We start from the raw sequence: 6845 nt of genomic DNA, 5'->3' as shown, positions 1-6845 counted from the left end.
ACCACCCGCTTTTTCGGTCTATAATGAGGATGTTGCTCGGGCATCCAACGCCCAGGCCAAAGGCACGGGGAAAAATCAGTCCTTGGCCGTCAACGCCCGGGTCGTTTCGGCTAGGCGTTTGACCAGGGTCTCGATCAGTCGACGGGAAAGCTTGGGATAGTCCAGGAGGACGTCCTGAAGCTGCCGGGCCGTGTAGACCTCAAGGACGGACCGCCCGATGGAGTGGATGCTGGCCGAACGGGGTTCGTTGGAAATGGCCGCCATCTCCCCGAAAATCTCGCCTGTTTCGGCCAGGATAGCCAAATGTTTGCCCTGCTTGGTGACCAGAAGCCCCTGTTCGGTGGAGACGATCCGGTAGATGTCAGTGGTCTTCTCGTTCTCCTCGATGACCACTTCCCCTGCCGTGTACTCCTTGATCTCACCGGCAAAGGGCGGGTCTTCGTTCTCGTCGTTCTGGAGGAACTCAAGCCGCTGCCAGCAGTTCTCCAACTGCCCTGAAAGACTGGACAGGAACTTGGCCACCACCCTCGGGTTGCCCAGCACCGTATCCTCGAGCTGGCTCATGGCGTAGGCGGCCAAACGGCAGGGCGTCTCGGTCCGGGCTGTGCAGGGATATCTCCCCGCCCGGCTGAACAGCCCGTCCAGCCCGAGAACCTCCCCAGGACCCAACTCGACCATGCGCCATTCCTTGCGCCACAGCCCTATGGTCCCGTCAAAAAGCACATAGGCTCTGTCGGCCTTCTGGTCCTGGCTGAAAACGGTTTGCCCCCGTTCCAGAACCATGATCTCGGGCCTTGATCCGGCCCCGGCCCCCGAATTGGTCATTGGAAGGAAATCTCTCTGATATCCTTGGCCTTCAGCCTGAAATTGCCCCAGTCCGTGCTTCCGCTGAAAAGGATGTTGGGATCCATAGTCATGGACGGCATATCTTGGCCGTCGCGCCCAGTCACGGCCACGGCCACGGTTTCACCCTGCAGATAGAACCGGACCCGGGAAATCTTGGCGAAATCCACGCCTAGCTCTGCGCCTCCGAGGCGGACGGGAAGGAAGGTCACCCCGTCCACCGAAACCTGACCGGCGTTGTACGACGTGTCCGTGGCATCAACCACTCGGACGTTAAAGACCCGGTCGGGCTTGGGAATGCTCGAGACCACATCCACCCCTCCACCCATGCCGAGACAAAAAAATGACGCCACGACGAGCATCACCATCATCTTTCGTGTCATTCTCACTGCCCCCGTCAAAATTCGAGCGTTCGTACCAGCATTTCTCCACCCACCTTACCCAGAAACTCCCGAACTTCATCCAGGCGGGACATGGTGGTCGAGATGCGGACCACGGCCTTGAACCGGTCGATCGTCGTCAAATAGGCCAAATTGTCGTAAGACTCAAGCAGGAACTTGAACCTGGCCACGTCTTCCCGGGCCAGCTGGACATAGACCTGCCGCTCCCCCCGATCCGGTTCGGGGCAAGGCCGTCGGCCGCCTCTCTTCATGCCCGACTTCCGGCGAGATTTCCGCATCACTGCCCCTTCGGATTCGGCACAGATCATGCTAGAAACCATGCGAGCCTGGAACTCAGGTGACAGGGCACAGACCACGGAATGAACACCTTAGAAAAAAAATTTACAAGAGCGTTCCCGTCCAACCCCCTGCACAGAGCTTCCGGGCTTTTTCCGTTTTCACCGCCCGGCAGGCCTACTTGCCGCAACATTTTTTGAATTTCTTCCCGCTGCCGCATGGGCACGACTCGTTTCGGCCCACCTTGGCCTCTGCTCGCCGGACGGGCTTCTTCTTGGACTGGTCTTCGGCTCCGCCTGCATACTGAAGCTCCTTCTGCTCCTTGTGCTTGAACTCCTCCTCCTGGACGACCTTGAGGCGGATCCTGCTCAGGGCCTTAAGGACGTTCTCCTTGATCCGAAACAACATGTCCTGGAAGATCTCGAACCCTTCCCGCTTGTACTCCTGCTTAGGATCCTTCTGCCCGTAGCCGCGAAGGCCTATGCCCTCCTTCAGATAGTCCATGTTCAGGAGGTGTTCCTTCCAACTCCTGTCCAATTCCTCCAGAATGAAAAACCGCAAAATCTCTTGGTAGTGATCCCCGGCCGTGCCCTTTAGGCGCTCGAGCACCGATCGGACCACCTCCTGGGTCCGTTCCCGTTCGGGCACTTCGCTCCCGGGAATTTCGGCCGCCATGTTGAAAATCTCATCCAGTCGCCCCCTGACCAGGGCCCTCGCCTCCTCAGGATCCTCCTTGGATTTGGGGCCCAATGGCAGATAGTACTCGGACAGGAGATCGTTGATGAACTCCTGGACATAGCCCTCCAAGTCGCTCGCGAACATGAGCTCCCGGCGCATGGAATAAACCACTTCCCGCTGCTGGTTCATGACATTGTCGTAGTCCAGAAGCTGCTTGCGGATGTCGAAGTTATGCCCTTCAACCTTCCGCTGGGCGTTCTCAATGGCCCGGGAGATCATCCGGTTCTCGATGGCCTCGCCCTCCTTCATGCCCAGACGCTCCATGATGCCGGATATACGGTCCGAGCCGAAGAGTCGAAGGAGGTCGTCGTCCAGGGCCAGATAGAACCGAGACGATCCAGGGTCGCCCTGGCGGCCGCTGCGCCCCCTGAGCTGGTTGTCGATGCGTCGGCTCTCGTGGCGTTCCGTACCCAGAATGTGTAGCCCTCCGAGCTCCCGGACCCCCTCGCCGAGGACGATATCTGTGCCCCGTCCGGCCATGTTCGTGGCAATGGTCACCCGCTTGCGCTCGCCGGCCTTGGCCACGATCTCGGCCTCTCGCTCGTGTTGCTTGGCGTTCAGGACTTCATGAGGGACTTGCCGTTTTTTCAGCAGTTTGGCCAAAAGCTCGGACTTCTCAATGGATGTGGTACCCACCAGAACCGGCTGGCCGGACCTGTAGAGATCCTCGATCTCGTCGGCGATGGCCACGTATTTTTCGGCCTGGGTCCTGAGAATGACGTCGGGATTATCCTTACGGACCATGGGCCGGTGGGTGGGAATGCTGATGACCTCCAGCCTGTAGATCTCTCCGAACTCCACGGCCTCCGTGTCGGCGGTTCCGGTCATGCCGGCCAGCTTGTCGTACATCCGGAAATAGTTCTGGAAGGTGATGGCGGCCAAGGTCTGGTTCTCGGCCTCGACCTTGACGCCCTCCTTGGCTTCCAAGGCCTGATGAAGCCCGTCGCTGAACCGACGTCCGGGCATGAGTCGGCCCGTGAACTCGTCCACGATGATGACCTGATCGTCCTTGACGATGTAATCGACATCCCGCTGAAACAGGTTGTGGGCCTTGAGGGCCTGGAGAATGTGATGCTGCAGGGTGATGTTGGCAGGATCGAACAGATTCTCGACCTTGAGGATGGATTCACACCGGCCCACACCATCGTCCGTCAGGGCCACTGCCCGGGCCTTTTCGTCCACGGTGAAGTCGCGATCCTTGTGGAGCATGGGGATGATGGCATCGATCTGTCCGTACATGACCGTGGAGTCCTGGGAGGCTCCAGAAATGATGAGCGGCGTCCGGGCCTCGTCAATGAGGATGGAGTCCACCTCGTCCACGATGGCATAGTGGAGGTCGCGCTGCACGAGTTGCCGGGGATAGAACTTCATGTTGTCCCGGAGGTAGTCAAATCCGAACTCGTTGTTGGTCCCGTAGGTGATGTCCGCCGCGTAGGCCGCCTGCCGATCCTCGTCCGAAAGGCCATGGACAATGACCCCGACCCTGAGGCCCAGGAATGAGTAGATTTTCCCCATCCACTCGGAATCGCGCCGGGCCAGGTAGTCGTTGACCGTGATCAGGTGGGCGCCCTTGCCGGCCAAGGCGTTGAGGACAATGGCCAGGGTGGCCACCAGGGTCTTGCCCTCGCCTGTCTTCATCTCCGCGATCTTGCCCTGGTGCAGGACGATACCGCCTACGAGCTGACAGTCGAAATGCCGCATATTCAGGGTTCTTCTCCCGGCCTCCCTGACCAGGGCGAAGACCTCGGGCAAGATATCGTCCAATTTCCGCCCGTTGCCTACCTCCTCTTTCAAAGACTGTATCCGAAACGGAAAGTCCTCGTCCCGCAATTCCCGAACCCCGCTCTCCAGGCCGTTGATCCTTTTGATGACAGGGTCCAGCCGTTTCAGAAACCGGTCATTGCGGCTGCCGAAAAGTTTATGGGTCAAAGCTTGAAGCATATGTTCTCCCGGGCCTTTCAGGGGGTTGGCCCCGGAAAGGCGATGTTGTATGCATCGTTCAAACAGGTATGTATAGGAAATGGCGTGCCGAATGACAACAGCGTGTTCCTCCTGAAATCCGGCAGCCCGAAACCATAGAGGCCAGCTCCATGTTCCGCTCCATCAAGACGAAATTCATCCTCTTGGTCTTTCTCATCCTCGGCGTCACGGCCGGTTTTATCCTCCACTTCTCGAACCAGGACGCCTACCAGGCCATGTACGCGGCCCAACAGTCAGCGGCCCGCAATATCATTCATCTCATCAATTTGAACGTCCAGGCCCAGTACTCGGACCTCGTCTCCGACAAGCTCAACACGACTTTGAGGCGTAAAAAACTCCTCGAATCCAATGCCCTGGCAGCCCGGGCGGTCATTGACGGGTATGTAAACCTGATGGCTCTGGCCAGGGTCGAAAAGCCCCAGGACGAACTGCTGGCCATGCTCGACCAGAGCGGGGCACTCAACTTCGGAGGAGGGGCTGGTATTTTCCTCTGCGACCCCGAGGCCAGGGTGGTTCTTCATTCCGACCGATCCTGGGTCGGGTCCAACATCGGGCAGGTCAAGGACATAAAAAACCGCCGCCTGGGCGATGTCATCGCCTTCGAACATGGAAATTTCCGAGGCGATTTTTCCCTATTCACGTGGCCGGCCAGAATAGGTGAAGGCACCGACACGCTCCTTGGATTTTTTGTGCCCCTCGGGCATTGGGGGTGGACCGTCGGAGCGGTCATAGATGTCGGCGAAGTCGAGGCCGAGGCCCTGGCCCGCCAGAAGGAAGTAGTCAAGATACTTGACAAATCTTTTGCTGAAATCAGCATCACCGACTCGAGTTATATCTTTCTCTTCGACGGCCACAAGAACATGCTCATCCATCCCGATCTGGGCGCGTCAGATTTCCAATCTCTGACCAACGCCCTGACCGAACAAAACCTCATGGAGGACCTTATGGCCTCGATTGGGGAGGGGCCCTCGGCCATCGAGTACGAAATCATCTCCGCCATGGACCATCAGTCCCGCCTCATGGCCGCCAGCGTGTCCTACTTCAAGCCTCTGGACTGGTATGTTGTTGTTGCCGTCCCGGTGGACGAGATCAAGGCCCCGGCCCAGCGTCTGGTCTTACGCCAAAGTATGGTCATCCTCTCGGTCTTGGTCGTCAGCCTGCTCCTGGCCATCCCTCTGGTCCATCATGTCACCCGGCCCATCAATCAGCTGGCCGACTACGCCCGAGGCCTAGCCGGACAGGACTTCACGGCCGACGAACCCCAGATCTTGCCGCCCGATGTCCGCGGTCGCGACGAAGTCGGGCAATTGGCCCAGGCCTTCATGCACATGGAAGGGGAATTGCGCCGGAACATCCGCAACCTGATGGAGACCACCGCAACAAAGGAACGTATCCAAGGAGAGTTGAGTGCGGCCCGCGACATTCAGGAGGGGATCCTCAAACGAATTTTTCCGCCTTTCCCCGATCGTTCGGACATCGACCTCTATGCCGCTCTCAAATCGGCCAAGGAAGTTGGAGGCGACCTGTACGATTTCTTCTTCACCGATCCCGACCACCTCTGCTTCGTTATCGGCGACGTGTCCGACAAGGGCGTGCCCGCGGCCCTGTTCATGTCCGTGACCATCACTCTGGTCAGGTCTACGGCCAAAAAGCTCCGCTCACCAGGCGAAATCATGAGCATGATCAACAGCGACCTCTGTCGGGAAAATCCCAATTCCATGTTCGTGACCCTGTTCATCGGCGTTTTGAACGTCCGCACCGGACATGTCGTCTACTCCAACGGTGGCCATAACCCCATGGTCCTTATGCGTCCAAACCACAAACCCGAATATCAAAAGGGAGTCAGCGGCCCGGTCGTGGGCGGCATGGAAGGCATAGATTATCAAAATCTGGAAATGATCCTTGAACCGGGCCAGGCCCTGTTCCTCTACACCGACGGCGTGACCGAGGCCATGGACCCGGATCAGGCCCTTTTTGGAGACGACCACCTCCTGGAAGTTCTGGAATGCCGGGCCCAAGACTCTCCGACTTCGGTCATCGACTCCGTGTTCGAAGACATCCACGATTTCTGCCGGAACGCGCCACAGTCCGACGACATCACCATGCTCATGCTCCGGTTCTATGGCCCCGACGGCCCTGACCAGGTCGTCGAAAAACCGCTTGCCAACGATCCGGCCTTTGGATAAAAGGCCACTTCGTTCGCGCGGTGCCGGGGTAGCTCAGTCGGTAGAGCAGGGGACTGAAAATCCCCGTGTCGGCAGTTCAATTCTGTCCCCCGGCACCACTAAAATCAAGGGCTTACGTCGAAAGACGTAAGCCCTTTTTTGTTGCTATCCAGCCATCCAGTCCAGCTTCTGCCCAACTTTTTCAGTTCATCGCATTTCAAGCCGCATGGGTTTCATAATATGGCGAGGGCAACATGGGATAGACTCGAAATACATGCCGGTAGACCTCTTCGGCCCGGGCCTGCACGTCGTCTTCGGTATAGTGGTCCACGGGCAGCCCGGTCGCTTCACTCCAGAGAAAATCGTGAATGGCTTGGCGAACGGCATCACGTGTCGCCTCCTTGTCTGTCCAATGGTCCACCTGCAACCTTTCCGCCTTGAG

At 58.3% G+C, this 6845-nt stretch carries 6 protein-coding genes and 1 tRNA gene; 2 read left to right on the top strand and 5 right to left on the bottom strand.

What is annotated here, in order from left to right; translation table 11 throughout:
- Positions 1 to 75: 75 nt before the first annotated feature.
- The 4 genes from EOM25_11020 to secA form a co-directional block, all read right to left on the bottom strand.
- Complete coding sequence (locus EOM25_11020) at positions 76 to 825, bottom strand: cyclic nucleotide-binding domain-containing protein (GenBank protein ID NCC25707.1); 750 nt, start codon at positions 823 to 825, stop codon at positions 76 to 78.
- The gene (locus EOM25_11015; protein NCC25706.1) at positions 822 to 1226 is read right to left on the bottom strand and encodes a hypothetical protein; all 405 of its coding nucleotides are present in this window, start codon (positions 1224 to 1226) and stop codon (positions 822 to 824) included. Before EOM25_11015 ends, EOM25_11020 begins: the two co-directional genes overlap by 4 nt.
- Before the next feature lie 14 nt (positions 1227 to 1240).
- Positions 1241 to 1564, bottom strand: a complete 324-nt coding sequence (locus EOM25_11010) for a DUF4911 domain-containing protein (GenBank protein ID NCC25705.1) — start codon at positions 1562 to 1564, stop codon at positions 1241 to 1243.
- A gap of 133 nt (positions 1565 to 1697) precedes the next feature.
- On the bottom strand, positions 1698 to 4199 hold the full coding sequence (gene secA / locus EOM25_11005; GenBank protein NCC25704.1) for a preprotein translocase subunit SecA: 2502 nt from the start codon (positions 4197 to 4199) through the stop codon (positions 1698 to 1700).
- Positions 4200 to 4348: 149 nt separating this feature from the next.
- On the opposite strand from secA, the gene EOM25_11000 reads away from it, so the two are divergent.
- Both EOM25_11000 and EOM25_10995 read left to right on the top strand, forming a co-directional pair.
- Complete coding sequence (locus EOM25_11000) at positions 4349 to 6424, top strand: HAMP domain-containing protein (GenBank protein NCC25703.1); 2076 nt, start codon at positions 4349 to 4351, stop codon at positions 6422 to 6424.
- A 22-nt stretch (positions 6425 to 6446) separates the two neighbouring features.
- A tRNA-Phe gene (locus tag EOM25_10995) sits at positions 6447 to 6522 on the top strand.
- 98 nt (positions 6523 to 6620) lie between these two features.
- Here EOM25_10995 and EOM25_10990 read toward each other — a convergent pair.
- Positions 6621 to 6824, bottom strand: coding sequence for a hypothetical protein (locus tag EOM25_10990; GenBank protein NCC25702.1), 204 nt, complete (start codon positions 6822 to 6824; stop codon positions 6621 to 6623).
- Between the last annotated feature and the right edge of the window lie 21 nt (positions 6825 to 6845).

Source organism: Deltaproteobacteria bacterium (assembly GCA_009929795.1).
Classification (GTDB): Bacteria; Desulfobacterota; Desulfovibrionia; order Desulfovibrionales; family Desulfomicrobiaceae; genus RZZR01.
This window is presented reverse-complemented; position numbering and strand designations above follow the sequence as displayed.

Coding starts and splice junctions, on each gene's coding strand:
- EOM25_11020 (NCC25707.1), bottom strand. CDS start 825: ATGACCAATTCGGGGGCCGGGGCCGGATCAAGGCCCGAGATCATGGTT.
- EOM25_11015 (NCC25706.1), bottom strand. CDS start 1,226: ATGACACGAAAGATGATGGTGATGCTCGTCGTGGCGTCATTTTTTTGT.
- EOM25_11010 (NCC25705.1), bottom strand. CDS start 1,564: ATGGTTTCTAGCATGATCTGTGCCGAATCCGAAGGGGCAGTGATGCGG.
- secA (NCC25704.1), bottom strand. CDS start 4,199: ATGCTTCAAGCTTTGACCCATAAACTTTTCGGCAGCCGCAATGACCGG.
- EOM25_11000 (NCC25703.1), top strand. CDS start 4,349: ATGTTCCGCTCCATCAAGACGAAATTCATCCTCTTGGTCTTTCTCATC.